Genomic DNA, 1,316 nt, shown 5'->3' with positions numbered 1-1,316 from the left:
CCCCAATCATCTTCAGATGATTTGAGCTGTTAGCTTGGGAATTGATTCCCAAGCGGTCTTGATATCCAACCCGTTTTTTTCCGGGCATTCAACTGGATTTGATATGAACAGAGCGGAAACCGTGCAGATCGAAAATCGCCTGAGCCATTTAGATGTGGGAGTTCCCGTGACGGTGATCTCCGGTTTTCTCGGCAGCGGAAAAACCACGTTACTCAACCACATCCTCAACCACCGGGGCGATCTGAAAGTCGCGGTTTTCGTCAATGAATTTGGCGAGATCAATATTGACGGACAGCTTTTGGTTTCCGTCGAAGACGATATGGTGCAGTTGAGCAGCGGCTGCATTTGCTGCACCCTCAACGATCGCCTCGCCGAGACAATGGTCGGGGTTTTAGAGCGCAATTCCCAAATCAATTATATCCTGATCGAAACCACCGGCATCGCCGACCTGTTGCCGATTATCATGACCTTTTCGGGGACGGAATTGCGAAATTTGACCCGGTTGGATTCGGTGTTGACGGTGGTGGATGCGGAGACATTTTCCGCCGATTTATTCGGCAGCGAAGCGGTGTTGAGTCAAATCGCCTGGGCCGATATCATTTTATTGAATAAAGCCGATCGCGTGTCGCCAACACAGCGCGATCGCGTCGAAGCCGATATCCGCCAGATCAAACCCGACGCCCGCATCTTCCCCACCGAGTACGGACAAATCCCCCTCCCCGCCATTTTGGGCATCGAATGCCACCACCCGGATTTGAACGCCCTCTCCCGTTTGAACCTGCAAAAACCCCAATCCAAACACTTGGAAAATGATGGGTTCGTGTCCGTCACCTTTGAGAGCGATCGCCCGTTGAGCGTCGAAAAATTCCAGACCTTTTTGAGCGATCGCTTGCCCCCGACGGTATTTCGCGCCAAAGGCTTCATTTGGTACGGGGGAAATACATCCTGTCACCTGCTGCAATTGAGCGGCAACCGCTATCAACTCACCCCGAATTGTGATATCGTTTCCCCTCGGAATCAACTGGTATTCATCGGCCGCCACCTGGACGGCGCAGCTTTACAAAATGCGTTGGAAGATTGTTTGATCGAGCGATCGTCGATGGAGTAGACTGGAGAAGATCCCCCATTATCCCCCTTAAAAAGGGGGACTTTGAGAGCGGTCTTCCTTCCAAAGGGGCCGGACGCGATCGCCCTAAATCCCCCCTTGACAAGAGGGACTTTGAGAAGCTTTCCTTTCCAAAGGAAGCGGGACGCGATCCCCCTAAATCCCCCTTGAAAAGGGGGACTTTGAGATGAGTCCTCCTTCCCAAGGAAGC

1 protein-coding gene is annotated in these 1,316 nt (G+C 52.4%); it reads left to right on the top strand.

The features are described 5' to 3' along the window. Positions 1-103: 103 nt before the first annotated feature. Positions 104-1,108: a GTP-binding protein gene (locus tag LKE08_RS08315; protein ID WP_324703751.1), complete on the top strand. Its 1,005-nt coding sequence runs from the start codon at positions 104-106 to the stop codon at positions 1,106-1,108. Positions 1,109-1,316: the final 208 nt, after the last annotated feature.

The sequence above is a fragment of the Lyngbya sp. CCY1209 genome (assembly GCF_035615495.1).
Lineage (GTDB): Bacteria > Cyanobacteriota > Cyanobacteriia > Cyanobacteriales > Microcoleaceae > Limnospira.
Note: the sequence above shows the minus strand (reverse complement) of the source record. Positions and strands in the feature narration are given on the sequence as shown.